Origin of the sequence: Nostocoides australiense Ben110 (genome assembly GCF_001050535.1) — a bacterium.
GTDB lineage: Bacteria > Actinomycetota > Actinomycetes > Actinomycetales > Dermatophilaceae > Nostocoides_A > Nostocoides_A australiense.
The window spans coordinates 3,963,603-3,987,116 of record NZ_HG764815.1 but is presented as its reverse complement, the minus strand read 5'-3'; the positions used below and the strand labels follow the sequence as shown (position 1 = coordinate 3,987,116).

General features: G+C 69.4%; 27 protein-coding genes, 1 tRNA gene and 1 pseudogene. 16 read left to right on the top strand and 13 right to left on the bottom strand.

Going from position 1 to position 23,514, the window contains the following annotated elements:
- Positions 1 to 39: 39 nt before the first annotated feature.
- Positions 40 to 1,239: a family 4 glycosyl hydrolase gene (locus BN11_RS19670; RefSeq protein ID WP_053084196.1), complete on the bottom strand. Its 1,200-nt coding sequence runs from the start codon at positions 1,237 to 1,239 to the stop codon at positions 40 to 42.
- A 92-nt stretch (positions 1,240 to 1,331) separates the two neighbouring features.
- Here BN11_RS19670 and BN11_RS19665 point away from each other — a divergent pair, with 92 nt between their 5' ends.
- Positions 1,332 to 2,444 (top strand): carbohydrate kinase family protein, encoded by a 1,113-nt coding sequence (locus BN11_RS19665; protein ID WP_048700082.1) that lies wholly within the window; start codon positions 1,332 to 1,334, stop codon positions 2,442 to 2,444.
- Positions 2,445 to 2,466: 22 nt separating this feature from the next.
- Here the strand turns inward: BN11_RS19665 and BN11_RS19660 are convergent, their stop codons facing one another.
- From BN11_RS19660 to BN11_RS21455, 7 genes are all read right to left on the bottom strand, one after another.
- The gene (locus BN11_RS19660; protein ID WP_048700080.1) at positions 2,467 to 3,318 is read right to left on the bottom strand and encodes a carbohydrate ABC transporter permease; all 852 of its coding nucleotides are present in this window, start codon (positions 3,316 to 3,318) and stop codon (positions 2,467 to 2,469) included.
- A complete protein-coding gene (locus BN11_RS19655; RefSeq protein ID WP_048700078.1) occupies positions 3,318 to 4,289 on the bottom strand; it encodes a carbohydrate ABC transporter permease in 972 nt (323 codons plus the stop codon). Before BN11_RS19655 ends, BN11_RS19660 begins: the two co-directional genes overlap by 1 nt.
- A gap of 3 nt (positions 4,290 to 4,292) precedes the next feature.
- Entirely contained in the window at positions 4,293 to 5,615 is a 1,323-nt protein-coding gene (locus BN11_RS19650) for an ABC transporter substrate-binding protein (RefSeq protein WP_048700076.1), read from the bottom strand.
- A gap of 145 nt (positions 5,616 to 5,760) precedes the next feature.
- Positions 5,761 to 5,952 carry a LexA family transcriptional regulator gene (locus tag BN11_RS23195; RefSeq protein WP_157044293.1) on the bottom strand — a complete coding sequence of 64 codons (192 nt, stop codon included), beginning with the start codon at positions 5,950 to 5,952 and terminating at the stop codon, positions 5,761 to 5,763.
- Between the two features lie 74 nt (positions 5,953 to 6,026).
- Positions 6,027 to 6,995 (bottom strand): zinc-binding dehydrogenase, encoded by a 969-nt coding sequence (locus BN11_RS19640; protein WP_048700074.1) that lies wholly within the window; start codon positions 6,993 to 6,995, stop codon positions 6,027 to 6,029.
- 70 nt (positions 6,996 to 7,065) lie between these two features.
- Positions 7,066 to 8,157 (bottom strand): CapA family protein, encoded by a 1,092-nt coding sequence (locus BN11_RS19635; RefSeq protein ID WP_053084195.1) that lies wholly within the window; start codon positions 8,155 to 8,157, stop codon positions 7,066 to 7,068.
- Positions 8,154 to 8,615: a DUF2231 domain-containing protein gene (locus BN11_RS21455; RefSeq protein ID WP_053084194.1), complete on the bottom strand. Its 462-nt coding sequence runs from the start codon at positions 8,613 to 8,615 to the stop codon at positions 8,154 to 8,156. Before BN11_RS21455 ends, BN11_RS19635 begins: the two co-directional genes overlap by 4 nt.
- 114 nt (positions 8,616 to 8,729) lie before the next feature.
- Here BN11_RS21455 and BN11_RS19625 point away from each other — a divergent pair, with 114 nt between their 5' ends.
- The 5 genes and pseudogenes from BN11_RS19625 to BN11_RS25475 form a co-directional block, all read left to right on the top strand.
- The gene (locus BN11_RS19625; protein ID WP_235435560.1) at positions 8,730 to 9,746 is read left to right on the top strand and encodes a chorismate-binding protein; all 1,017 of its coding nucleotides are present in this window, start codon (positions 8,730 to 8,732) and stop codon (positions 9,744 to 9,746) included.
- Complete coding sequence (locus tag BN11_RS19620) at positions 9,743 to 10,591, top strand: aminotransferase class IV (protein WP_201329317.1); 849 nt, start codon at positions 9,743 to 9,745, stop codon at positions 10,589 to 10,591. The genes BN11_RS19625 and BN11_RS19620 overlap by 4 nt, the downstream gene beginning before the upstream one ends.
- A 29-nt stretch (positions 10,592 to 10,620) precedes the next feature.
- Positions 10,621 to 11,085: a TIGR02611 family protein gene (locus BN11_RS19615; protein ID WP_048702036.1), complete on the top strand. Its 465-nt coding sequence runs from the start codon at positions 10,621 to 10,623 to the stop codon at positions 11,083 to 11,085.
- A 62-nt stretch (positions 11,086 to 11,147) separates the two neighbouring features.
- A tRNA-Val gene (locus tag BN11_RS19610) sits at positions 11,148 to 11,221 on the top strand.
- A gap of 80 nt (positions 11,222 to 11,301) precedes the next feature.
- Positions 11,302 to 11,520: pseudogene (locus tag BN11_RS25475) on the top strand (DedA family protein); the annotation flags it as partial.
- Between the two features lie 170 nt (positions 11,521 to 11,690).
- On the opposite strand, the gene BN11_RS25470 reads toward BN11_RS25475, so the two are convergent.
- Positions 11,691 to 12,362, bottom strand: a complete 672-nt coding sequence (locus BN11_RS25470; protein ID WP_157044292.1) for a TetR/AcrR family transcriptional regulator — start codon at positions 12,360 to 12,362, stop codon at positions 11,691 to 11,693.
- 76 nt (positions 12,363 to 12,438) lie between these two features.
- Positions 12,439 to 13,788, bottom strand: a complete 1,350-nt coding sequence (locus BN11_RS19600) for a GH1 family beta-glucosidase (RefSeq protein WP_048700070.1) — start codon at positions 13,786 to 13,788, stop codon at positions 12,439 to 12,441.
- A 122-nt stretch (positions 13,789 to 13,910) separates the two neighbouring features.
- Here BN11_RS19600 and BN11_RS19595 point away from each other — a divergent pair, with 122 nt between their 5' ends.
- A complete protein-coding gene (locus BN11_RS19595) occupies positions 13,911 to 14,510 on the top strand; it encodes an HIT family protein (protein ID WP_048700068.1) in 600 nt (199 codons plus the stop codon).
- Here the strand turns inward: BN11_RS19595 and BN11_RS19590 are convergent.
- The gene (locus BN11_RS19590; RefSeq protein ID WP_048700066.1) at positions 14,410 to 15,288 is read right to left on the bottom strand and encodes a hypothetical protein; all 879 of its coding nucleotides are present in this window, start codon (positions 15,286 to 15,288) and stop codon (positions 14,410 to 14,412) included. The two genes, BN11_RS19595 and BN11_RS19590, sit on opposite strands and share 101 nt — an antisense overlap.
- Entirely contained in the window at positions 15,285 to 15,767 is a 483-nt protein-coding gene (locus BN11_RS19585) for a hypothetical protein (RefSeq protein WP_048700064.1), read from the bottom strand. The genes BN11_RS19590 and BN11_RS19585 overlap by 4 nt, the downstream gene beginning before the upstream one ends.
- An 88-nt stretch (positions 15,768 to 15,855) precedes the next feature.
- On the opposite strand from BN11_RS19585, the gene pgsA reads away from it, so the two are divergent.
- The 5 genes from pgsA to pdxS all read left to right on the top strand — a co-directional run bounded on the left by pgsA (position 15,856) and on the right by pdxS (position 20,090).
- A complete protein-coding gene (gene pgsA / locus BN11_RS19580) occupies positions 15,856 to 16,473 on the top strand; it encodes a phosphatidylinositol phosphate synthase (protein WP_048702034.1) in 618 nt (205 codons plus the stop codon).
- Positions 16,470 to 17,408, top strand: coding sequence for a phosphatidylinositol mannoside acyltransferase (locus BN11_RS19575; RefSeq protein WP_235435559.1), 939 nt, complete (start codon positions 16,470 to 16,472; stop codon positions 17,406 to 17,408). The genes pgsA and BN11_RS19575 overlap by 4 nt, the downstream gene beginning before the upstream one ends.
- Entirely contained in the window at positions 17,408 to 18,478 is a 1,071-nt protein-coding gene (locus BN11_RS19570; RefSeq protein ID WP_327152884.1) for a glycosyltransferase family 4 protein, read from the top strand. Before BN11_RS19575 ends, BN11_RS19570 begins: the two co-directional genes overlap by 1 nt.
- Before the next feature lie 69 nt (positions 18,479 to 18,547).
- Positions 18,548 to 19,168 (top strand): hypothetical protein, encoded by a 621-nt coding sequence (locus BN11_RS19565; RefSeq protein WP_235435558.1) that lies wholly within the window; start codon positions 18,548 to 18,550, stop codon positions 19,166 to 19,168.
- Positions 19,169 to 19,187: 19 nt separating this feature from the next.
- Positions 19,188 to 20,090, top strand: coding sequence for a pyridoxal 5'-phosphate synthase lyase subunit PdxS (pdxS, locus tag BN11_RS19560; protein ID WP_048700062.1), 903 nt, complete (start codon positions 19,188 to 19,190; stop codon positions 20,088 to 20,090).
- 204 nt (positions 20,091 to 20,294) lie between these two features.
- On the opposite strand, the gene BN11_RS22145 is transcribed toward pdxS, so the two are convergent.
- A complete protein-coding gene (locus BN11_RS22145) occupies positions 20,295 to 20,570 on the bottom strand; it encodes a GNAT family N-acetyltransferase (RefSeq protein WP_083433901.1) in 276 nt (91 codons plus the stop codon).
- A 161-nt stretch (positions 20,571 to 20,731) separates the two neighbouring features.
- Between BN11_RS22145 and BN11_RS19550 the strand changes: the two genes are divergently transcribed.
- The 4 genes from BN11_RS19550 to ruvC form a co-directional block, all read left to right on the top strand.
- Positions 20,732 to 21,454, top strand: coding sequence for a TetR/AcrR family transcriptional regulator (locus BN11_RS19550; RefSeq protein WP_048700060.1), 723 nt, complete (start codon positions 20,732 to 20,734; stop codon positions 21,452 to 21,454).
- The gene (gene pdxT / locus BN11_RS19545) at positions 21,447 to 22,049 is read left to right on the top strand and encodes a pyridoxal 5'-phosphate synthase glutaminase subunit PdxT (RefSeq protein WP_048700058.1); all 603 of its coding nucleotides are present in this window, start codon (positions 21,447 to 21,449) and stop codon (positions 22,047 to 22,049) included. The genes BN11_RS19550 and pdxT overlap by 8 nt, the downstream gene beginning before the upstream one ends.
- 108 nt (positions 22,050 to 22,157) lie before the next feature.
- Positions 22,158 to 22,913, top strand: coding sequence for a YebC/PmpR family DNA-binding transcriptional regulator (locus tag BN11_RS19540; protein ID WP_048700055.1), 756 nt, complete (start codon positions 22,158 to 22,160; stop codon positions 22,911 to 22,913).
- A gap of 111 nt (positions 22,914 to 23,024) precedes the next feature.
- A partial coding sequence (gene ruvC, locus BN11_RS19535) for a crossover junction endodeoxyribonuclease RuvC (protein ID WP_083433900.1) occupies positions 23,025 to 23,514 on the top strand: 490 nt, incomplete at its 3' end.

Below are 23,514 nucleotides of genomic sequence, written 5' to 3'. Positions count from 1 at the left end.
CCGCCGCATCCGGGTTGCCGGTGGTCGCGGCCTCGATGGTCAACCGCTCCCCCCCGCCTTGACCTGCTGCACCAGCCCGGACATGTGCAGGGCCAGCGGGCTGGTCGGCAGGGGCGTGACCAGCCCCCGCGTGACGCGACTCGGCACCTCGACCACCGCATCGGCAGGCAAGGCGAGTTGCGCGCCCGCGCGCACGTTGAGGATCAGCTCGGCGTCGCCGGCCCCGGCGAGGGCGCGCATCAGCGCGAGGGCCACCCCCTCATACCCTCCGCTGACGAGATCCTCCTCGTGCCGCTCCTCACCGCCGGCGCGAGCGGACGCCATGTAGGTCGCATTGCGTTCGGCGAGAACGGATTCCCACGCTTCGCGGGCGGTATGCCGCGCGCCCCCCGCCTGTTCGTAGAAGGCACTCTGCTGCCGGGCGAGGAACTCCCCGCGCGTGACGTGCCGGAGAGCGCGCTGCTCGGCGACGGCTTCGCGGCGGGCGTAGTAATAGTGGAGGTACTCGTTGGGCACCGCGCCCAGCCCGCGGATCCAGTCGGCCCCGAAGACCTGCCCCTCTTCGGTGCCGGCGATTGCCGCCCCGTCGGCGAGGAAGCGCGCCAGCAGGTCGTCCGCGCCGACAGTCAGGCCCTGCAGCCAACCCAGGTGGTTCAGCCCGGCGTAGTCGATGCGGCACTCCTCAATCCGGTGGCCGGTGGCCCGGGCGACGCGGCGGGCCAGGCCGAGCGGCGAGTCGCAGATGCCGATGACCTGGTCACCGAGAATGGGGGTCAGGGCTTCGGTGATCATGCCCGCCGGGTTGGTGAAGTTGACCAGCCATGCCTGAGGTGCTTGTGCCGCAACCGTTTCGGCAATGTGCCGCATGATCGGAATGGTTCGCAGGCCGTAGGCGATGCCGCCGGCTCCGGTTGTCTCCTGACCGAGGACACCGTGCCGAATGGCCACTCGTTCGTCGGTGACACGGCCGGCCGGTCCGCCGACCCGGATGGCCGCGAAGACGAAGTCGACGCCGTCCAGGGCGGGGCGGATATCCGTGTGGGTGGTGACCACCGGCGCCGGCTCGCCGGCGGTTGTGGAGCTCAGCGACGCCAGGACCGAGGCGATGACGTCCATCCGCGCCGGGTGCGCGTCATACAGCGCCACCTCGGTGATGCGCGCCGGACCGGTGTCACGCAGCAGCGCCTGATAGACCAGGGGCACGCGAAAGCCGCCGCCGCCGAGAATCGCGAGCTTCATGGGGCAACTATCGCCGATCTCGTCGTGGCGCCTTGAGCCGGGCCCGCGGGCAGGGCAGGCTGTAGGGCGTTGCGCCAGAAAGGAGGTATGCCGTGCCGTGCGCTCGCTTCGACCCGCTCGCCGCCCGACGGACGGCCGACGGCCCCGAGGTCGACCTGTTCGTCAGCGGCATGGTCTTCCTCGACATCATCTTCACGGGCATCGCGAATCTGCCGCAGCCGGGCACCGAGGAGTGGGCCGAAGGTATGGCGTCCTGCCCCGGTGGCATCGCCAATCTCGCCATCGCCGCTCGCCGGCTGGGCCTGCGGACCGCCTTGGCTGCCGCGTTCTCCGACGATGACTATGGCGAATTCTGTTGGCGCACAATGGAGTCCGGTGAGAACATCGACCTCTCGCACTCCCGCAGATTCGCGGATTGGCACAGCCCGGTCACGGTGTCGATGTCGGTGGCCCGCGACCGGATGATGGTCACGCACGGCCACCCGGCGCCGCTCTCTCCGGCGGAGTTGATCGGGGAACCGCCGAGATCGAACGTCGTGATGATCGATCTCGCCGAGAGCGAGGACGGAGAGGTACCGGCATGGGTGCAGCTGGCCAGAGCCAGCGGGGCGCGTGTCTTCGCCGACGTCGGGTGGGACTCGAGCGAGCGATGGGACCAACGCATCCTCGACCGGCTCGAACTCGCGCACGCTTTCTTCCCCAATGCGGGGGAGGCGATGGCCTACACGCGCACCGGCACTGCGCAGGATGCGCTCTATGCATTGGCGGATCGGGTGCCCTTGGCAGTGGTGACCAATGGCGTCGACGGGGCGCTGGGGATCGATGCGCTCACGGGCGAGGAGGCGACAGTTCCGGCGTTACGCGTCGAGGCACTCGACCCGACCGGTGCCGGTGATGTCTTCGGTGCCGCGTTGACCCTCGGCACGCTTGCCGAGTGGCCCCTGCGGGACCGGCTGAACTTCGCCAGTCTCTGTTCTGCGCTGGCGATCCAACAGTTCGGCGGTTCCCTGGCCGCTCCCGGATGGGGGGACATCGCCGACTGGTGGCGGTGCGCCCGCCAGCGGAGCGCCGGAACGGCATACGAGGCCTCGGTGGTGCGGCGCTTCGGATTTCTCGACGACATCGTCCCCGCCGAGCACGAGACCGCCTGCCGGCGCGCCACCGCCACCATCGCCCGCCGCGCGGATGTCGAGGGACTCGCCTAGGCCACCCCACGAAGCGGCCCGGTCAGTCGCCGCCCATGCCGGTGCGTTCGACGCCTTCGACGATCCAGCGCTGCAGGAAGAGGAACATCAGCAGCAGTGGCGCGATGGCGACCAGGGCGGCGGCGAAAAGCTGGCTGAGATTGACCGATTGGGCGGTGAGGAAGGTCGACAGGGCGATCTGGACGGTCCAGGTCGTCTGCTCGCGCCCGATGACCAGCGGCCAGAGGAAGGCGTTCCAGGCACCGATGAAGGTGATCGTGCCGATGGCCGCGGCGAACCCCATCGAGTTGGGCACCACGACCCGCCAGAACGTCCCCCAATAGCCGAGGCCGTCGAGGAAGGCCGCCTCCTCGATCTCCTTGGGAAAACTCAGGAAGAACTGACGGAAGAGGAAGGTCGCCAGCGCCTGGAAGAGTCCAGGGATGATCAGGCCCCGCAGGGTCGAGATCCAGCCGAGGGAGGAGACGAGCACGAAGCTCGGCACGAATGTCACCGCGGCTGGTATGAGGAGGGTCGCGGTGATCAGATAGAAGACGGCGTTGGACCACCGGTAGGGGATGCGTGCCAGGCCGTAGCCAGCGAGTCCCGAAATGATCAACACGCCGAGGGTCTGGAAGATCGAGATGAGGATCGAGTTGACCAGGCTACGCGTCATCGGCAGAGCGGGGTCGTTGAAGATGGCGCTGAAGTTGCCCCACTCCCACGTCGGCGGCAGCCAGTGCCACCTCGGCGAGCCGAGGTCCGCCTCCGACATCAACGCATTGCGGAAAAGGAGGTAGAAGGGGGCGAGGAAGAGCGCCGCCGCCAGAATGAGCGCCGAATAGCGAAGCAGGGAGCCGATTTTGGCGCTGCGCGAGGTGTTGACGACAGCCATCAGTCGTCACCTCGGAAGCTGAAGAACCTGTTGAACACGAGCGCCGCGATGAGGATGACCAGGGTAAGGATGACAGCCCCGGCGCTGCCGTGACCGAAGTCCTGCCCTTGCCCGAGCGCGACGTAATAGAGATAGACCAGGGGCGGGCGGGCATACGGCGGATAGGTGCCGAACGAGCTGAGGATGTTGTAGAACTCGTCGAACGCCTGGAAGGCGTTGATCAGTAACAACAGCAGGACAGCCGCCGACGTCGGCCGCAGTTGGGGCAACGTGATGTAGCGGAAGGATTGCCAGGCGCTGGCGCCATCGATGGCTGCCGCCTCATACAGCGTGGGTGAGATCCGTTGCAGCGCAGCGAGAAACAGGATCATGTAGAACCCGACCTGCAGCCACAGCCGAGCAGAGACGATCACCAGCCAGTACCACGGCGGCTTGGTCACCGACAGCCACGGGATCGAGTCCAGACCGATCAACCCGAGCAGCGCGTTGGCCGCGCCCGAGCGCACACCCGAGAAGATCGACATCTTCCAGATCAGGGCCGCCACGACATACGAGCACGCCGTCGGCAGGAAGAAGACGGACCGGAAGAACGCCTGCATCACCCGGGTGCGCGCGACGAGGATCGCGGTCAGCAGCGACAGCGCGAAGGTGGTCGGCACGATGAAGAGTGCGAAGACGATGAAGGTTCCGAGGCTGGAGCGGAACGACTCGTCCTTCAGCATGTCGAGGTAGTTGCCGATGCCTACGAACTTGGTCGGGGTGACGGTGTTGTAGGACTCGAAGAAGCTGAGGTAGATGCTCCAGAGGATCGGGATGTAGATGAAGATGATCAGCCCGAGGACGAAGGGGCCGACGAACACCCAGAACCAGAGGTTCTGGTTCTGCCGGCCTCGCAGGCGCGCCCCGAGCGGCGGCCGCGTGGGGGCGGCCGCCGCGGCGGAGACTTCGACGTTGGCGGGCGTCGTCGTCATGGACTAGCCCAGGACGCGCTTGACCTCGGCCTCGGCCACCGCCTTGACCTTGGCGATCTCGGCCTTGACGTCGGCGCCGTCCTTGACGATCTTGCTCATCATGTCGCCAAAAGCGGTGGCGCACTTGGGAGTCCAGAGCACGCTGCTCTGTGCGTGGCCGAACTCCTGAGCGTATGCCGCGGCGTCCTTCGCCGGGCCGGACTGCAGGGTCTTGGCCTGTGGAACGAGCGAGGCCCGCGCCGGGATGTGGAAGCCGTATGCGGTCGCGAAGTCGAGTTGCTTGTCGGTCTGGTCGACCCACAGCCACTTGACGAACTCCTTGGCCGCGTCGACATTCGTCGACTTCGCCGAGACGCACGAGCCATAGGCGCCGACGACGACGGACTTGGCGCCGCCCGGCATGGCCGGCCACGGGATGCAGCCGTAGTCGTCCGCCAGCCCCTTGGTCAGGTCGGGGAAGGTCCACAAACCAGTGAACTGCATGGCCGTCAGTCCGCTGGTGAGCGCCGACGCGTCATACCAGTCCTTCGGCGCACCCAGGAGCAGGCTGTCGCTGGTGAACAGCTCCCGTAGCTTGCCCAGGGCGGCCGCCGCCCCGTCGGAGTCGAACCCGAACGAACCGTCCTCGTTGAGATAGTCCGCACCAGCGGAGAAGAGCATGGGTGCGCCCATGAGCCCGACGCCGCCGTCGTTGCCGAGGAAGAGGCCCTTGACGTCGCCGCTGGTGAGCTTCTTCGCGGCCGCCATGAGGTCATCGATGGTCTCCGGCGGCGTCACACCGGCCTTCTCCAGCAACGACTTCCGATAGACGAGCAGCTGCATGTCGACGACCTGCGGGATCGCCCACAGTTTGCCGTCGTAGGTCATGCGCTTGACCATCGCGGGGTTGAAGTCGGACTCAGCGTCGCCGAGCAGACCGCTCAGGTCGACGACCTGCCCGCCCTTGATCATGTCGATCGTCGGACCGTTGCCGTATTCGAAGACGTCCGGTCCGCCCGCGGTCAGCAGCGAGGCGGCGGTCGTCTGGTCGTAGTCGCCCGGCTTCCAGGTCACCTTGACGTCGGCGGCCGTGTAGGCCTTGGCATAGCCTTCGACGGCCTGTTGGGTGCCGGCCTCGCCGTATTGGTGATACCACTGCTGCAGAGTGACTTTCGCGCCCCCGCCCGATGCCGAACCCGATCCCGACCCCGACCCTGCGGCGCTGGTGGACGAGCTACGGCCGGTGTTGCCGCCGCACGCGGCGAGCGCCCCTGCCACGGCCATACCGCCCCCGAGGGTGAGCAGATGACGCCGGTCGATCCCAGCACGAATGGTCTTGTCAGACATGGGTCCTCCGATCGGGACGCTACCGCCGGTTCGGCAACGCGTTGAGGTCAACCTAGTCCGCCCGACCGCATCGATCCGGGATTGCCGTGCGCCGTGACGGGATCGCGTCGTGGTGCTCAGCGCCAGCCGGTCCCCGTGAACGCCATCATGACGCCGTCATTGGGGCCGCTCGAGGAACCTTGCCGATCGCTTCGAGACGAGCCAGGATCGGATGCACCGTGCCGCTCGGCAACCCCGCCTCGGCACCGATCTCGTAGCCGCGCCGCTCGGCGGCCTCCTCTCGCAGGAAACCGTCCAGCACCCGCTGCGTCGCTTGCGTCATTCGCGGCGTGCGCATAGGTCGTACTCCACCTAGGGTTGCTGCCCCTGGCAGGGCCCGTCAGACCCGCGGCGTCGTTGAGCCGGCGGCGGCTACACGCGGAAGACGATCTTGCCGCCGACATCGCCGGCGGCCATGCGTTCGAAGCCGGTGCGGGCCTGCGCCAGCGGCAGCACCGAGTCGATCTGCGGTTCGATGCCCTTGTCCGCGACGAAGCGCGCGAGGCGCGCCAGTTCGTCGCGCGTGCCCATCGTCGAGCCGATCACCCGCAGCTGCTTGAAGAAGATCTTGGTCAGTTCGGCCTTAGCGGGGGCATCGCCGGACGTGGCACCGGAGATGACGATGGTGCCGCCGGGGCGTAGCGAGTTGACCGAGTGCGACCACGTCGCCGCGCCGACGGTTTCCATCACGGCATCGACGCGATCGGGCAGTCGGGCACCGGATTCGAACGTCTCCGTCGCGCCGAGCTCTTTCGCCAGGTCACGCTTGGCCGCATCGCGCGAGGTCGCCCAGACGCGCAACCCCGCTGCTGCCGCGAGCTGGATCGCGGCCGTCGCGACTCCGCCGCCGGCGCCTTGCACGAGCACCGTGTCGCCGGGGTGCACGGCGGCGTTGGTGAAGAGCATCCGGTATGCCGTGAGCCACGCCGTCGGCAAGCACGCCGCCTGCTCCCAGCTCAGCCCCTCGGGCTTGGGCACGAGATTGCCGGCCGGCACGCGGACCCGCTCGGCAAGGGTGCCGGGATAGACCTCCGACAGGAGCGAGCGGCGCGGGTCGTTGGTGACGTCCCCCTGGAATCCGGGACTCGAGATCACCGGGTAGACCAGCACCTCGGCCCCGTCCGGCGCCTGGCCGGCCGCGTCGCAGCCGAGGATCATCGGGAGCCGATCGCCCGGCAGCCCAACACCTTTCAGCGACCACAGGTCGTGGTGGTTCAGCGCGCACGTCACGACGTCGATGCTCACCCAGTCCTCGGGGACCGGCGGTTCGTCAATATCACCGACGTGCAGGCCGGACAGGGGATCGTCGGTGGATTGGGTGACGGCGGCGACGGCGAGCATACTGCCAACCTACTCGACCAAATTGACCGCATGTTCACTCGACGCGGTTTCGGTGTTCACTCGACGGGGGTCAGGGGGTGGGGGTGAGGCCGCTGCAGCGGCCGGCGGCGACCCAGACGTCCATGAGGCGGTCGTGGTCGGCAGGCGGGGGAGTGGCTGGTATGCCGTCGCGGCCGATGAGCAGCGGCTGCCAGGTGGCGTCGACGACGACGGTGGTCTTGCGTTGGGCTGCAGGCTGTTTCGCCAGGGCGGGGTCGACCGTCAGGCGCAGGATGCCGGTGCGCGAGTCGGGTTCGGTGGCGCGCCACCACACGAAGTTGCCGAGCCCGTAGGCGATATAGGACTTGCCCAACCAGCCGGCGCCGTTGATGCGGTGACTGTGACCGCCGACGACGATGTCGGCACCGGCACTGGCGAGGGCGTTGGAGGTGTCGATGGATCGCTGGTCGGGGCAATCGGTGTAGTCCATGCCCCAGTGCATGAACACCACCACGACATCGGCCTGGGCGCGCACCCGGGCGACGGCATCGACGAGGCGAGTGGGCGGCATACTGCTGGCGATGCCCGGCTTGCCGGGCCCGGCGGAGAACTGGGCGAGGGTCTCCTCGTTGACCTGACTCGCGCCGAGCAGGGCGATCTTCAGCCCTGAGACGTCCACGATCTTCGGCGCGAACGCGTCGGCCTCGTCGGCGCCGATCCCCACGATCGGGAACGGCGAATTCGCGCGCGCCGCAAGGGTGTCGGCGAGACCGTCGAGTCCGTAGTCGACGCCGTGGTTGTTGGCCAGCGACATGGCGCTCATCCCGGCCCCGGCCAGGGTCGTCAGCGCCGACGCCGGCGCCCGGAAGTTGAACGCCTTGACCACCCGCGTGCCGCCCTCGGTGATCGCCGTCTCGAGATTGGCCATCCGGAAGTCGGCGTCGGCCCACAACTTCTGCAGGGCGGCCAGTCCGGCCGGGTCGCGCGCCAGCTTCGCCAGGTAGCTCTCGAAGTGGATGTCGCCCCCGAACGCGAGGACGACGTCCTTGGCCGGGGGAGCCACGCTGTTCGCCCCGGCCGGCGAGGCACCGGCCGACGTGCGCCCCGTGCCCGCCGTTGCGGAGCACCCGGCGAGGACCGCCACGGCAAGGGCGGCGGCGAGCGGGGAGCGGCGCCGGGTCACCGGCCGATCACTCCGAGGGAGAAGGTGCCCTGCCAGACCGAGTGGGCCCCCGAGTGCCCCGCCTGGGTGACCGCGAAGAGCGCGAAGCCGGCTGCGGCGACGGCGATGACCAGGGGCAGCACGATGTTCGTGGCCGCCGGCAACGGCTTGGCCATCACGGTCACCGCGATGGTCGCGAGGAACAGCACCAGCAGCGAGATGAACGCGAGCTCACCTTTCTCGGCATGGTCGAAGCCCGGCTCGCCCCGGACAGTCATGAGCGCCTCACCGGCCTGATCCGCGACGAACGCGCTCCCCGCAGCGATCAGCGCCAGCCCCAGCACGGGGATGCGCAGCCCCACCCGCCAGCGGGGGACGGCGGCATACGCAACCAGCAGCAGCGCGGCGAGCGGGCCGAGCACGACGACGGCATGGACCACCAACGGGTGCAGCGGCAGACCGAGGATTGTCTCGAACATCAGGCGATCCTTCGTGGGCGGTGGGCAGCGTGGGCGCCCTCCCCACGGTAGGCGGGCGGCGCGCCCCGAGCGGGAAGGCGCGCCGCCGGGATCACGCGCCCATAGGATCGCGCCGTGGCCTGGGCACGCTTCGGCGCGATGACGGCATACGAACCCCTCGCGGTCAGCGACGACATCGTCGAGCTGACGGAGGGGTTCTGGGCCGTGGTCGTCGACTTCGAGTCGACCCTCACCGCGGTGCGTTTCGCCCACCGGGGTCGGCGGACGATGACGCGCCCGCCCGGTTATCGCGGCTGGCAGCCGCTCGACGGGACGTGGCGCACGAGCATGGACCGGGCTGCATACACGGCGGGGGTGCGCGAGATCCGCGAGCGGATCGCCGCCGGCACCGTCTACCAGGTCAACCTCTGCCGCGTACTCAGCCACGACCTGCCCGCGGACGCCTACCTGCCCGCACTGGCGCGTCTGCTCCGCAAGGGCAATCCGGCGCCCTACGAAGCGCTCATCCACGCGCCCGAGTTCGGTGTCGACATCGTGTGCGCCTCGCCGGAGCGCTACCTGCGGCGGGACGGGGAGCGGCTGGTCTCCTCACCGATCAAGGGCACCTCGCGCACCCCGGAGGAGATGCTGCCCAAGGACTATGCCGAGAACGTCATGATCGCCGACCTGGTGCGCAACGACCTGCAGCAGGTATGCCGCGTGGGCACCGTCGCCGTCGAGGACCTGTGCGCCATGGAGAATCATCCTGGCCTGGTGCACCTCGTGACGAATGTCGCCGGGCGGCTGCTCCCGGATGTCTCCTGGCGCGACATCCTCGACGCCACGTTCCCACCCGGGTCGGTCTCCGGGGCGCCGAAGTCGTCGGCGGTGGCCACGATCGCCGACCTGGAGCCGGTGGTGCGCGGGCCGTATTGCGGTGCGATCGGCTGGATCGACGCCGACACGGGTGAGGCGGAACTCGCCGTGGGCATCCGGACGTTCTGGGCGAGCGAGGAGCAGGGGCGCCGCGTGCTGCACTTCGGTGCCGGGGCCGGGATCACGTGGGCCTCGGATCCGGAGGCCGAATGGGAGGAAACGCAGTTGAAGGCCCGCCGGCTGATCGGACTGGCTTCGGGAGCCGTGGCACCATGAGCACCGTGATTCGGGCCTGGGTCAACGGTGCGTTGCACGACCCTGCCGCGCCCGCGATCTCGGCGGTCGACCACGGGATCACGGTCGGTGACGGCATCTTCGAGACCTGCAAGATCCTCGACGGACGCGTCTTCGCCCTGAGCCGGCACAAGGCGCGAATGGCCCGCAGCGCCAACGGTCTCGGGCTCGCGGACATCGACTTCGACCGCATCGACGAGGGCATCGCGGCCGTGCTCGGCTCGGGCGGGCCCATCGCCTTCGGACGGCTGCGGTTCACCGTGACCGCGGGGCGGGGGCCGCTCGGCAGCGACCGGGAGGACTCGCCGCTGACGTATGTCGTGACGGCCGGCCCGCAGGCCCCGCCGCACCCGCCCGGCACCCTCGCCGTCACCCCGTGGACCCGCAACGAACGGTCCGCGGTCGCGGGACTGAAGACGACGTCATACGCCGAGAACGTCGTGGCTCTCGCCTTCGCCCACGAGCGCGGGGCCAGCGAGGCGATCTTCGCCAACACCCGCGGCGAACTGTGCGAAGGCACCGCCACCAACATCTTCGTCGTCGTGGCCGGCCGGCTGCACACCCCGCCGCTGTCGTCGGGCTGCCTGGCCGGGATCACCCGGGAGCTGACGATCGAGTGGTGCCGCGAGGCCGGGATGGAGGTCTTCGAGGACGCCATGCCGCTCGGCGTGTTGCGCACGTGCGAGGAGGTCTTCGTGACCTCCAGCCTGCGCGATGTCTATCCGATCGAGCGGATCGACGACCACCGGCTCGCCGCGCCCGGCCGGGTCACCCGCACGGCGATGGCGATCTTCGCCGAACGCTCGGCGGCGGAGGTCGATCCGTGACCGGCCAAGACCAGAGGGGGGAACCGGAGATGACGCAAGAATCCTTGGACCGCAACGAGATCGCCCGCCACGACGGCAACATCTTCCTCGACAAGAACGACGACGACTGGGAGTGGCGGCGCAAGCTCCGCGCCAACCCCGCGACGGCCAAGCTCTACCGGCTCGGCGTCGGGCTCCTCGGCCTGATCATCGTCGCCGGCGGCCTGGCGCTGGTGCCGCTGCCCGGCCCGGGCTGGCTGATCGTCTTCGCCGGCCTGGCCGTGTGGGCGAGCGAGTTCGAGTGGGCGCAGGCCCTGCTGGACTGGGTGCGCGATAAGGTCCGGGCCTGGAACGTCTGGGTCAAGGGCCAGTCCCTCTGGGTGCAGGGGCTCGCCGCCCTCGTCACCCTGGCCGCCGTCCTGACGTTCTTCTGGGTGCTCTTCCGCCTCTCCGGCGTCCCGAGCTTCATGCCCGACGCCGCCGAGGACTGGTTGCACACCTTCGCCGGCCTCTGACCCGAACCGATTTCCGCAACGCCCGCGCCGGCGGGTATCCTCAGCAGGCCGCTTCGGCGCCCGGATGTGTAGCTCAGTTGGTTAGAGCGTTCGCTTCACACGCGAGAGGTCAGGGGTTCGAGTCCCTTCACATCCACCCACGTCGACCGACAGACAAGCTCAGGGTTCTCCCAGCCCGCTCCTCACAATGGAGCCATTCGCGAGTTGCTGACGCGGGTGTTCGGTCAGCGGCGGCTGCGCGCGCACGCCGGACGCGTCGAACGCGCCCAAGAGTTCCTCCGCACCCGTGGTGGCCTGGCCGTGTTCGCCGGCCGGTGGACGGCATTCCTTCGAGCGCTGATGCCGACTCTCGCCGGCTCGTGCCGGATGCCGTATGCCCGTTTTCTCACATGGAATGCCGTCGGCGGCATCACGTGGGGGACCCCCGTGGTCCTGATCGGCTACCTGGCCGGTGCGAGCTACGAGCGCATCGCCCGCCGGCTGGGAGAGGGCACGGCGATCGGTTCGGGACTCGTTGTCGTGGTGGACCTGGTCGTGTGGCACCTACGACGAGGCCGCCCTCGACGCGACGGAGTCGGCGCACCCCACACCGGGACCCGCCGTCGCTACACGGGACGCGGCCCCTTGGTGTGGAACGCCGTCGAGGCGCCGTGCCAGGCGAGTTCGGTCAGGAGTTCGGTGACCTGCTCCGCGGAGAGCGCGCGATCGCCCCGCTTCCAGACGTCGACGCCCGTGCGCACCAGCCCGAGCAGCGCCTCGGCCCACAACTGCGTGGTTCCGTTCGGATAGGTGGTGGTCGCGTTCTGATCCAGAAGCACCCGGACCCGGCCGGCAAGGTCGAGCGTCACCTTCGCCTGGGCGAGATCGGGCCGGCCGGCCGGGCTCTCGAGCAGCGGCGCCCGGAAGAGGAAGTCGTACAGGTTCGGCTCCGACTCCACCAGCGCGACATAGGCGCGCACCGCGGCGGCCACCACCGATCGTGGTGTGGGCCGGGCGTCGCCGAGGAGCAGGGCCTGCCCGACGGACTCGGCGATCATCGCCTCGATCGCCTCGGCCACAGCCTGGTGCAGCCCGGCGCGATCGGTGAAATGCCGATAGAGCACGGTCTTGGACGTCCCCGCAACCGCCGCGAACTCGTCCATACCCAGATTCGGGCCCTGCGCCCGGATCGCGGCGATGGACGACTGCAACAACTCCGCCCGCCGGATGACGCGATGCGACTCCCAACGCGTACTCCGCCCGTCCGGGCCCTTCGCCTCCCTCGTGGTTGCCTTCACCGGGTCACGGTAACAGTCCGGTCTCTGGCCTCCGGGCCGGTCGACGGCGCGGCCCCGGCGGTCAGGTCCGCCGCGGTCAGCCCGCCTTGGTCCGGCGGATCAGGTCGGCATACCAGTCGTAGGACAGCTTCGGAATCCGTTGCTGTGTCTCGAAATCGGTGTAGACCAGGCCGAATCGCTTGGTGAAGCCTTCGGCCCACTCGAAGTTATCCATCAGCGACCAGGCGAAGTAGCCGCGGACGTCGATACCCTCCGCGATCGCCTGCGACACCGCCGCCAGGTGCCCGTCGTAGAAGGTGACCCGCTCGGTGTCCATGACGACTCCCTTGTCGTCCGGGCCGGTGTTGTAGGCGCAGCCGTTTTCGGTCACGAAGAGCGGCGGCAGCCGATCGCCATACCGCTCACGCAACTGACGCATCACCGCGAGCAGGCCCTCCGGCACGACCGGCCACCCGAAATCGGTCATCGGATAACCCTGGATCTCGTGCCGCGAGAACGGCAGGTCGACAGCAATCTCGGCACCGATCCGCTCCCCCGCGTGCGGGGACCCGACGAGGGTCGGGTTGTAATAGTTGAAGCCGTAGAAGTCCAGGGGGGCGCCGATGATCTTCACGTCGTGTTCGACCGGCCCCGGCATCATCTGGGCGATGCCGTCGGGATAGGTGCCGTGCAGGATCGGCTCGGCATACATGCGGTTGACGATCGTGTCGAACAGGTCCGCGGCCGCGACATCGCTCTCCTCCTGCGAGGTCGGCCAGACCACGGTGTGGTTCTGGGCGCACCCCACCGACTTCGCGCCGGCGGCCCGCAAGGCGCCGACCGCGAGGCCGTGGCCGAGCAGCAGGTGATGGGCGGCGGGCAGGGCATACAGCCCGAGGGTGCGTCCCGGGGCGTGCATCCCCGTCGAATAGCCAAGGCTGGTCACGATATTCGGCTCGTTGACCGGCGTCCACATGGCGACCCGGTCGGCGAGGCGCTCGGCGACGATGCGGGCGTAGTCGGCGAAAGCCTCCGCCGTCTCACGCTGCAGCCAACCGCCTTCGGCCTCCAACGGCGAGGGCAGGTCCCAGTGGAAGAGGGTCGCCGCGGGCCGTATGCCGCGGGCCAGCAACGCGTCGACGAGCCGGTCGTAGTAGTCCAGGCCCGCCTGGTTGACCGCGCCGAACCCGTCCGGCTGGATCCGGGGCCAGGAGATCGAGAACCGGTAGGCGTCGATCCCGAGGCCCGCCATCAGGTCGACGTCCTCCTTGTACAGGTGGTAGCTGTCGCAGGCGCTCGCCCCGGAACTGCCGTCGACGATGGCACCGGGCCGGTCGCAGAAGTCGTCCCAGACGCTGCGGCCGCGTCCGTCCTCGGTCACCGCACCTTCGATCTGGTATGCGGCGGTGGCGACACCGAACAGGAAGTCCTGGGGGAGTTGCGGCACGTCGGCCCCTTTGAGTCAGTGCGTAGCGACCTGGGAACGGCGCCGTGGGACGCGGCGCCGCCCCCACCCTAAGCGCATGCGGCGCCGGTCGCCCACCCCCCTCTCGCCCGTAGGATCGAGACATGGCTGAGGCGGACATCGGGGCACCGCTCCCCGAGGAGGTCCTGGTGGAGGCGGCGGGCGAGTTCGCCGGGTCCGCGGACGGGTTCGAGCGACTGTGGACCCCGCACCGGATGGCCTACATCCGAGGCGAACGCCCAGCCGAGGACGGCGGCGAGGGCTGCCCCTTCTGCGCCGGCCCGGATCGATCCGACCAGGACGGGCTGATCGTCCACCGGGGCGTGGAGTGCTTCGTCGTCATGAACCTCTTCCCCTACAACCCCGGGCACGTCCTCGTGTGCCCCTACCGCCACGTGTCCCTCTATGTCGACCTCACCGAGAGCGAGACGGTCGAGTTCACCGCCCTCACGAAGGCGGCCGTCGCCGTGCTGGAGTCCGCTTCGGCTCCGCATGGGTTCAATATCGGCATGAATCAGGGCGCCGTCGCCGGGGCGGGCGTCGCTGCCCACCTCCACCAGCATGTGGTGCCCCGGTGGGGCGGCGATGCCAACTTCTTCCCGATCATCGCCCGGACCAAGGCGCTGCCGGCACTGCTGGAGGATGTGCGGAGTCAACTCGCCGCCGCCTGGCCCACCACGCCGGGATCCGCTCCATCGGCATGAACGCCGTCAGGCACACCACGAGCGGCAGGAAGTGGATGCGCAGCAAGTAGTAGGTCGTGGCGTGGAAGCTGAGGAAGAACAGCAGTCCCGCCGCCAGGGCTCGGCCGCGCAGCCAGAGCAGGGCGGGGGAGAGGAACTCCGCGACGAGCATGATCCACTGCAGCACGTGCGTCAGGGTCGGGTGCGACCCGATCCACGGGGCCAGCCCGTTGGGCCGGCGGGTCAGGGCCCAGATCAGCGTCGACCCGTTGGCCCACCCCCACGTGCCGAACCGCATCTTGGCCCACGCGCTGAGGAAGTAGATCGACACCGCAGAGACCTGGATCATCCGCACCGCCCAGCTGGCGGCCTCGGACATCACCCCGACATCGCCGAAGCGCGCCCGCCGGACCGTCGGCAACACCAGCAGGGCGATCATCAACGCATAGTGGTCGTGGTCGATCTTGCTGTAGGAGAACGCATTCGTGATCCAGTCGAACATCCCGACCGCACACACCGCGCCGGCGACCCGGGGCAGCCGGCCGCTGGCCGCCACAAGCGCCGACGCCAGGATGACGACCCTCAAGACCTGCACATACACCGGGCTCGGCGCCGGAAAACCGAGCCACTCGCGCGCCCACACCGGGTGATAGAGCTCCACCGGGACCTGCCCGTGCGCGATCGGGTCCGTGACGACCATCAGGACGTCCCACACGACATACAGATAGATCACCAGACGCAGCCAGGCGATCCGCGCGAGGCTGACCGGGCCGAAGGCGAAGCGCCGCAGAGCCGTCATGGCCGGCCCGACCAGTCTTGGGGGTCCGCCGGGTTCTCGACCACCCACGAAGCCAGGTCGATGATCTTCTGCGTCCGGGCCGCATCGAGAGCGGTTTGCCGGTTGCGGAGGAAGATCTCGGTGTACCTCGGCTCGTCCGGGCTGCGGCGGGCATGCAGGATGGCGATCGCCTGCATCAGCGACGGCTCCCGGATCAACCGCGGCAGCTGACCCTCCATCTCCGAGCGCTCCAGCCCGATGCCGGTGCCGCTCAACGGAACCCGGACCAGGCCGCCATCGGCCGTGCGTGCCTCCATGAAGGGGGAGTTGATGACGCCGTCGCTCTTGACGAGGAACGCATACTGCGACATCGGGGCGAAGGGCCACCACTCGTCCTTGCCGACGGCGGTGCCGAGGACCACCAGCGTCGTCACGATGATCCCCACCACCGCGCGCCACGCCAGTCCCGCGGGACGCAGCCGCTCCGCACCCACCCGCATACCGCGTATCGTCGCACGGCGCGCCGAGGGCCCCGCAGCACCGTGATGCACGGGCGTGGCGCGGCGGGTCATCTACCCTGGTGCCACCATGCTCAATCGATATGCCAGGGCCTTCTTCACGAAGGTCTTCACCCCGGTGGCCAAACTGTTCCTGTCACTCGGCATCAGTCCCGACATCGTCACGATCGTCGGGACTCTCGGTGTGTGCTTCGGGGCCCTGGCGTTCTTTCCGCGTGGCGAGTTCCTCATCGGCACGCTCGTCGTGACCGCCTTCGTCTTCTCCGACACCATCGACGGCGTGATGGCCCGGATGTCCGGCCGGTCCGGCAAGTGGGGCGCCTACCTCGACTCGACCCTGGACCGCATGGGCGATGCGGCGATCTTCGGCGGCCTGGTGCTCTGGTACGCCGGCGACGGCAACAACGTCGTCATGGCCGGGCTCGCGCTCGCCTGCCTGATCCTCGGCAGCGTGGTCTCCTACGCCCGCGCCCGCGCCGAAGGGCTTGGTATGACCGCGAATGTCGGAATCGCCGAACGCGCCGAACGTCTTGTGGCCGTGTTGGTTTCGACGTTCCTCGTCGGTCTGGGAGTGCCCGAGGTGCTGCTCGGGGTCGTGCTCGCGTTGCTCGCGTTCGCCAGCCTCATCACCGTCATCCAGCGGATGTGGGCGGTGCGGGTCCAGGCGCTGGCCGCCGTCGAATCGTGATCCCGCGGGCGCTGGACCCCAGGCGGCTGGGCGCCCGGGCCGGCGACGAGGTGACGATCGCCGGCTACCGCCTCGGCTGGGCCGGGGTGCGCGCCCTGCCCGAGGGCGCGGCATACCGCTTGTTCGACCAGGTCGCCGACGCGCTGGTGCGACGCGGCGGCAAGGGTGTGCAGCGTCTGCGCTCCAACTACGCCCGCGTGCGGCCCGAGCTGGGTCCGCGCGAGCTCGACGCCCTGGTGCGCGAGGGGATGCGCGCCTACATGCGCTACTACTGCGAGGCGTTCCGGCTGCCCACGCTCACGGCGGAGCAGGTCGCGGCGCGGGTGCGCGTCCGCGGGGACGGGCCGGTGCGGACCCGGCTGGCCGCCGGCCGGCCCGTGGTCGCCTTCCTCGGCCACATGGGCAACTGGGACCTGGCAGGAGCCTGGTGTTGCGCCGAACTGGGGACCGTGGTCACGGTGGCCGAGCAGCTCGAACCCGAGGCCGTGTTCCGGGAGTTCCTCGCCTTCAGGGAGTCACTCGGGATGCGCATCATCCCGCTCGGCGCCGACACCTTCCCGCGGCTGCGGCAGGAGACCAGGGGTCCGGTCGTCGTGCCGCTACTGGCCGACCGGGACCTGACCGGCGGAGGGATGAGCGTCGACTTCTGCGGACACCAGGCCAGGATGGCGGTCGGCCCGGCGGCCCTGGCGCTCGCGACCGGCTCCGCGCTGCACCCGGTCTCGATCCGCCACGAGCGGCGCGACGGGGGCTGGGGCATCCTCGTCACCTTCCACGACGAGATCCCGGTGCCGGCGAGCGGCACCACGCGGGAGAAGACGGCGGCCATGACCCAAGGCTGCGCCGACGTGCTCGGTGGGGTGATCAGGCGGCATACCGCCGACTGGCACATGCTCCAGCGGGTCTTCGCCGACGACCTGGACGGACGCCGCTGATGCGCGTCGGCCTGGTCTGCCCCTACAGCTTCGATGTGGCCGGCGGCGTGCAGTTCCACGTGCGGGATCTGGCCGAGTGGCTGGGCGCGCACGGCCACCACGCGTCGGTCATCGCGCCGGCCGACGAGGACGCCCACCTGCCCGACTACTTCACCAGCTGTGGGCGGGCGGTTCCGGTGCGCTACAACGGATCCGTGGCCCGGCTGACGTTCGGGCCGGTGACGGCGGCGCGGGTGAACCGGTGGCTCGACGCGGGCAACTTCGATGTCGTCCACATCCACGAACCCATGACGCCCAGCGCCTCCGTGCTGGCGCTGCGCGCCTTCGACGGGCCGATCGTCGCGACCTTCCACACGTCCACACTGCGCTCGCGGGCGATGAGCGCCGCCTACCCGCTGCTGCGGCCGTCCCTGGAGAAGATCAACGGCCGGATCGCCGTCTCCGAGGAGGCCCGCCGCACCGTCATCCGGCACATCGGCGGCGACGCCGTGGTCATCCCGAACGGTGTGGATGTCGGGGTGTTCGCGAAGGCGAGGGTCACCCCGCAGTGGTGCGGGCGACCGGACGCGCCGACGGTCGGGTTCTTGGGGCGCCTCGACGAGCCCCGCAAGGGCCTGAGGGTGCTGGCGCAGGCGATGGATCCGGTGCTGCACGCGATCCCGCAGGCGCGGCTGCTCGTGGCAGGGCCCGGCGACGCCGACGAGGCGCGGGCCGAGATGACACCGGCCGTGGCCGCGGCCACGGAGTTCCTCGGGGCCCTGTCGAATGCCGACAAGGCCTCGTTCCTGCACTCCATCGACCTGTATGTCGCGCCCAACACCGGCGGGGAGAGCTTCGGCATCATTCTGGTCGAGGCGATGGCGGCGGGGGCGCCAGTGCTGGCCAGTGACCTGCCGGCCTTCCTGCGCGTGCTCGGGGACGAGGCGGGCGCCTCCTTCGCCAACGAGAACACGACCGCGCTCGCGGGGCAGATCGTCCGCCTGCTCGGCGACGACGCCGAGCGGGTGCGGCTCCCCACTTCGACTGGTCGGTCGTCGCCGAGGACATCCTTGCGGTCTATGACACGGTGACGCCGATGGGGATCAGGAGCCGGGCATGGAGCCGCTGAGCAATCGCATCGCAAGCCGGCAGGAGGCCTGGTGGAACTGATCACGTGGATCGTCCTGGCGCTGGCCATCGTCCTCGGCATCGCCTGGTATCTCTCCTACAGCGCCGCGCGGCTCGACCGCGCGCACGCCAAGGTGGAAGGCGCCCTGTCCGCCTTGGACGCCAACCTGGTGCGCCGGGCCGAGGCCAGCCTCGAGCTGGCCAACAGCGGTGTCCTGGACCCGGCGTCGGCCTTGTTGCTCGCCTCGGCCGCCTCGGAGGCCTTGGAACGGGAAACCTCGCACGCGCTGCCGGACGACCCGCTCGACGGGCAGCACTTCGGCGACCGGGAGGACGTCGAGACCGACCTGACCGAGGCGCTCGCGGCCACCCTCACCGAGGATGTCCGGGCGCACATCGAGGCCAGTGACGGGCCGGCCGCGGACGAACTCGACCGGCTCCTTCCACAACCAGGCGGTCCGGGACGTGCAGCGCGTGCGCAACAAACGGGTCGTGCGCTGGTTCCGGCTGGCCGGCTACGCCGAACTGCCCCGGCCGGTCGAGTTCGCCGACACCGTGCCGGGCGATCGCTAGGCGCTTTGTCCAACCTCCCTCCCACTGCGAAAAGGCGACATAGACTCGCGGCGCCGCCCGCGCGGCATACCCGACCCTGACGACACCGAAGAGGCACCCATGTCCGACCCCACACCGGCGCCCACCACCGGCACGGCCCGCGTCAAGCGCGGCATGGCCGAGATGCTCAAGGGGGGCGTCATCATGGACGTCGTCACCCCCGACCAGGCCAAGATCGCCGAAGACGCCGGCGCGGTCGCCGTGATGGCGCTCGAGCGGGTGCCTGCCGACATCCGCGCCCAGGGGGGAGTGTCGCGGATGAGCGATCCGGACATGATCGACGGAATCATCGCGGCGGTCTCGATCCCGGTGATGGCCAAGGCCCGGATCGGGCACTTCGTCGAGGCGCAGGTGCTGCAGGCGCTCGGCGTCGACTACATCGACGAGTCCGAGGTGCTCACTCCGGCCGACTACGCCAACCACATCGACAAGTGGGCCTTCACCGTCCCCTTCGTCTGTGGCGCAACGAATTTGGGCGAGGCGCTGCGGCGGATCACCGAGGGGGCGGCGATGATCCGGTCCAAGGGTGAGGCCGGCACGGGCGATGTCTCCAATGCCACGACCCACATGCGGCAGATCCGTCAGGAGATCCGGCGGCTGCAGAACCTGCCTCCCGATGAACTGTTCGTCGCCGCCAAGGAGTTGCAGGCGCCCTATGACCTGGTGCGCGAGGTTGCCGAGGCGGGCAAGTTGCCGGTGGTCCTCTTCACCGCCGGCGGCATCGCCACTCCGGCGGACGCCGCGATGATGATGCAGCTGGGCGCCGAGGGCGTCTTCGTCGGATCGGGCATCTTCAAGTCGGGGAACCCGGCGCGGCGGGCCGAGGCCATCGTGCAGGCGACGACCTTCTATGACGACCCCGACGTCATCGCCAAGGTCTCGCGTGGCCTGGGCGAGGCCATGGTCGGCATCAACGTCGAGGAGATCCCGCAGCCGCACCGGCTGGCCGAGCGCGGGTGGTGAATGGCCGAGCGCGGGTGGTGACTTCCTGAGGGCCCCGGATCTGGCCGTCCTCGTCGTCGGCCGCTTTCGACTCGCCGCCGCGGCCCTTCTCGAACTGCCTGAGAAGACGCGAACTCTCGCCGAAAGCCCGAACTGAGTCACAAATATTCGAGGGAGTTCGAGCCAACCGCCTCAGTTCGGGGCAACCCAGTCAGTCCGTCCGGGTCAGCGGCGTACGGACGCCCCCGGCCACTCCATGAACACGTCCGGCTCGCCCTCGTCGTTGTCGCCGTCGGTCCAGCGCACCTGCAGGAATCCATGCCTCTCGTAGAAGCGGATCGCTGCGGTGTTCGACTGGAAGGCCCACAGCTGCATACCGCCGGGGAGGCGCTCCTTGGCCAGGGCCAAGAGGCGGGCGCCGAGGCCTCGGCCGGTGTGCTCCCGAATCAGATCGAGGTGATTGAGGTGGTCGGGCTCGGCGAGGGCGAGAAAGCCGACGATCTCGCCCCGGGTTGTGTGGTGGTCATCGCAGGAGTCCTGGCGAACGGTGTTCGTTGCTAAGGGCGATCAATGCGGTCGGTCATCGGGGGTGGACGGCAGGGCGCGCCGCCGCGGCCCGCCTTAGACTCACCGCCTTAGACTCACCGCCCTAGACTCACCGCATGCCGCCGACCCTTCGCCCTGCCGCCCGGGGCCGCGCGCGGGGGGTCCTCAGCCTCGAGGCGATCGTCGACGAGGCCATGCGGATCATCGACCGCGAGGGCATCGACGAAGTGTCCATGCGGCGCATCGCCGGCGAGTTCGACACCGGCCCGGCCAGCCTCTACGCCCACGTCGCGAACAAGGACGACCTGCTCGCCCACTGCTTGCGCCGCGTCGTCTCGGAAGTGCCGATGCCCACGGGGGAGACATGGCAGGAGTTGGTGCGCTCGTGGGCCTTCGGCACGCACAATACCTTTGTAGCACATGGCGATATCGTCCGCCTGACCTTCGGCACCATCGCCGAGGGACCGAAGTTCGTCGACATCATGGAGCGCATTCTCGGCGCGCTGCAGGCTGCGCACGTGCCCCCGCGCGTCGCGACGTGGGGCCTCGATGTCCTCTCGTTGTATGTCGCTGCCGACGCCTACGAGGGCTGGATCATGGGCCGGATCTTCGAGGACAGATCCGGCCGGCCCACCGCGGAGGTCGGGCAGGAGTACTTCCAGCAGTTCGCCGAGCGGCTGGCGGCGCTCCCGGCGAAGCAGTACCCCGCGATGACGCCCAACCTGACGAGCCTGATGAGCGGCGGCGGTGACGAACGCTTCGCGTTCGGTGTCGACACCTTCATTGCGGGTATGGCCGCGCAGGTCCCCGCCGAGGGCGCCGACCGCGCCGATGGCTGACCCGACCATCGGTGTCCTGGCCGTCCAAGGGGATGTCCGGGAGCACCTGCACGCCCTGGAAGCCAGCGGTGCCACAGCCATCCGAGTGCGCCGACCCGCCGAGGTCGACGTCATCGACGCCCTGGTCATCCCCGGCGGCGAGTCCACGGTCATCGACAAGCTGGTGCGCGCCTTCGGGATGCACGAGCCGCTGCGCGAGCGGCTGCGCGCGGGGATGGCGGCATACGGCTCGTGCGCGGGCATGATCATGCTCGCCGACCGGATCGAGGGCGGCCGACTCGACCAGCAGACCCTGGGTGGTCTGGATATCACGGTGCGCCGCAACGCATTCGGCCGCCAGGTCGATTCGTTCGAGGAGGACCTCCACATCCGCGTACTCGGCCCCCAGCCGCTGCGCGCCGTCTTCATCCGGGCGCCGTGGGTCGAGGCTGTCGGACCCGAGGTTCAGATCCTCGCCCGCGTCGAGACCGGCCCGGCGACCGGCCGGATCGTCGCGGTCCGGCAGGGCCCACTGCTGGCCACCTCCTTCCACCCCGAGGTCACCGGCGACCACCGCATCCACCGCTACTTCGTCGACCTGGTGCGCTCTCCCTGACCGGGCACAGCTGACGGGGCCCTTGTGGTCGGCGCCCGTGGGCACAGGGCGGGCGCAGGTAGGATCGACCCTCAGTCCGAACCGCCATCGACCACTGAAGGACCATGCATGTCCGGCCACTCCAAATGGGCGACCACGAAGCACAAGAAGGCCGCCATCGACGCCAAGCGCGGCAAGCTGTTCGCCAAGCTGATCAAGAACATCGAGGTCGCGGCGAAGACCGGCGGCGGGGACCCGGACGGCAACCCGACGCTGTGGGACGCCATCTACAAGGCCAAGAAGTCCTCGGTGCCCAATGACAACATCGAGCGCGCCGTCAAGCGCGGCTCCGGCGCCGAGGCCGGCGGCGCCGACTGGCAGAACATCACCTACGAGGGCTACGCCCCCGGCGGTGTCGCCCTGCTCATCGAGTGCCTCACGGACAACCGCAACCGCGCCGCCGCCGAGGTGCGCACCGCCTTGACCCGAAACGGCGGCAACCTGGCCGACCCTGGCTCCGTCGCCTACATCTTCAACCGCAAGGGCGTCGTCATCATCCCCAAGGGCGAGAAGTCGGAGGACGACATTCTCGAGGTCGTCCTCGATGCCGGGGCGGAGGAGGTCAACGACAACGGCGACACCTGGGAGATCGTCTCGGAGGCCTCCGACGTCATCGCCGTGCGCACCGCCCTCCAGGACGCCGGGATCGACTTCGACTCCGCCGAGGCCTCCTGGGTCCCCAACCTCCAGGTCCCGCTCGACCTCGAAGGCGCCCGCAAGATGATCCGCGTCGTCGACGCCCTCGAGGACTCCGACGACGTCCAGAACGTCTACGCCAATGGCGACATCTCCGACGAGGTGCTCGCGGAGCTCGAAGAGGACTGACCTCGTCACGACACGGAAGGGCCCGGCGCGTGTTGCTGCCGGGCCCTTCGCGCATCCGTGGGTAGCCTGATCTTCCGAACAGATGTTCGCTAGACGGGAAGCAGGTGCAGCGTGCGTGTCCTCGGAGTCGACCCCGGCCTGACCCGATGCGGTCTGGGCGTGGTCGACGGCAAGCCCGGCAAGGCCTGCCTCGTGGCCGTCGGCGTGGTGCGCACCCCGAGCGACGGTGACCCCGGTGAGCGGCTGGTCTTCCTCGAGAAGGAACTCAACGCCTGGGTGGACCGCTTCGACCCCGACGTGATCGCCATCGAACGCGTCTTCGCCGACGTCAATGTCGCCTCCGTCATGACGACGGCGCACGCCACGGCCATCGCCCTGCTCATCGCCGCCAAACGCGAGATCCCCGTCGCCTTCCACACGCCGACCGAGGTCAAGGCGGCGGTCACCGGCGACGGTCGGGCCGGCAAGGCGCAGGTCACCTCGATGGTCACCCGGATCCTGAAGCTCAAGCAGCGCCCCAAACCCGCCGACGCTGCCGACGCGCTCGCGCTGGCCATCTGCCACACGTGGCGTGGGGGCACCGAGCAGCGGTATGCCGCGG

Excerpts from the sequence above, each read along its gene's own strand:
- BN11_RS19670 (WP_053084196.1), bottom strand. The coding sequence starts at position 1,239 with ATGAAGCTCGCGATTCTCGGCGGCGGCGGCTTTCGCGTGCCCCTGGTC.
- BN11_RS19660 (WP_048700080.1), bottom strand. The coding sequence starts at position 3,318 with ATGGCTGTCGTCAACACCTCGCGCAGCGCCAAAATCGGCTCCCTGCTT.
- BN11_RS19655 (WP_048700078.1), bottom strand. The coding sequence starts at position 4,289 with ATGACGACGACGCCCGCCAACGTCGAAGTCTCCGCCGCGGCGGCCGCC.
- BN11_RS19650 (WP_048700076.1), bottom strand. The coding sequence starts at position 5,615 with ATGTCTGACAAGACCATTCGTGCTGGGATCGACCGGCGTCATCTGCTC.
- BN11_RS23195 (WP_157044293.1), bottom strand. The coding sequence starts at position 5,952 with ATGCGCACGCCGCGAATGACGCAAGCGACGCAGCGGGTGCTGGACGGT.
- BN11_RS19640 (WP_048700074.1), bottom strand. The coding sequence starts at position 6,995 with ATGCTCGCCGTCGCCGCCGTCACCCAATCCACCGACGATCCCCTGTCC.
- BN11_RS21455 (WP_053084194.1), bottom strand. The coding sequence starts at position 8,615 with ATGTTCGAGACAATCCTCGGTCTGCCGCTGCACCCGTTGGTGGTCCAT.
- BN11_RS19620 (WP_201329317.1), top strand. The coding sequence starts at position 9,743 with ATGAGCACCGTGATTCGGGCCTGGGTCAACGGTGCGTTGCACGACCCT.
- BN11_RS19615 (WP_048702036.1), top strand. The coding sequence starts at position 10,621 with ATGACGCAAGAATCCTTGGACCGCAACGAGATCGCCCGCCACGACGGC.
- BN11_RS19595 (WP_048700068.1), top strand. The coding sequence starts at position 13,911 with ATGGCTGAGGCGGACATCGGGGCACCGCTCCCCGAGGAGGTCCTGGTG.
- BN11_RS19590 (WP_048700066.1), bottom strand. The coding sequence starts at position 15,288 with ATGACGGCTCTGCGGCGCTTCGCCTTCGGCCCGGTCAGCCTCGCGCGG.
- BN11_RS19585 (WP_048700064.1), bottom strand. The coding sequence starts at position 15,767 with ATGCGGGTGGGTGCGGAGCGGCTGCGTCCCGCGGGACTGGCGTGGCGC.
- pgsA (WP_048702034.1), top strand. The coding sequence starts at position 15,856 with ATGCTCAATCGATATGCCAGGGCCTTCTTCACGAAGGTCTTCACCCCG.
- BN11_RS19570 (WP_327152884.1), top strand. The coding sequence starts at position 17,408 with ATGCGCGTCGGCCTGGTCTGCCCCTACAGCTTCGATGTGGCCGGCGGC.
- pdxS (WP_048700062.1), top strand. The coding sequence starts at position 19,188 with ATGTCCGACCCCACACCGGCGCCCACCACCGGCACGGCCCGCGTCAAG.
- BN11_RS19550 (WP_048700060.1), top strand. The coding sequence starts at position 20,732 with ATGCCGCCGACCCTTCGCCCTGCCGCCCGGGGCCGCGCGCGGGGGGTC.
- pdxT (WP_048700058.1), top strand. The coding sequence starts at position 21,447 with ATGGCTGACCCGACCATCGGTGTCCTGGCCGTCCAAGGGGATGTCCGG.
- BN11_RS19540 (WP_048700055.1), top strand. The coding sequence starts at position 22,158 with ATGTCCGGCCACTCCAAATGGGCGACCACGAAGCACAAGAAGGCCGCC.